At 71.3% G+C, this 341-nt stretch carries 1 protein-coding gene; it reads right to left on the bottom strand.

From position 1 onward, the window contains the following. Positions 1-87 precede the first annotated feature (87 nt). On the bottom strand, positions 88-341 hold a 254-nt coding region (locus EIK80_RS26210), incomplete at its 5' end, for a hypothetical protein (protein WP_199743627.1).

The raw sequence follows: 341 nt of genomic DNA, 5'->3' as shown, positions 1-341 counted from the left end.
AGCTTGCGCCCATCCAGGAGGGGCGAGCGCCAGCACGACCAGACCGGCCATGAGCCAGCTCACGACCTTCGGGGGACCGGGCACGTCTCAACCGCCGGCCTGGGCGGCAGCCATATGGGCCGCGTACCAATCGGCCCAGGCGGGGTCGGCCGCGCCGGTGAGCTTCTCGTGCTCGCGGTGAGCGGCGGCCGCGCGTCGCAGAGCCTCGGCCGAGTCGGCGACCGAGCTGAAGCTGGTCACGCCGGGGTCGATGCGGCCCGGGAAACGCGACGTGATTTCCTGCAACACCCAGCCGTCGCCGTCAGGATCGTCGAACGTCACGAACGAGGCGTAGCTTCGCC

It is taken from the genome of Caulobacter sp. 602-1 (genome assembly GCF_003931565.1).
Lineage (GTDB): Bacteria > Pseudomonadota > Alphaproteobacteria > Caulobacterales > Caulobacteraceae > Caulobacter.
Note: the sequence above shows the minus strand (reverse complement) of the source record. Positions and strands in the feature narration are given on the sequence as shown.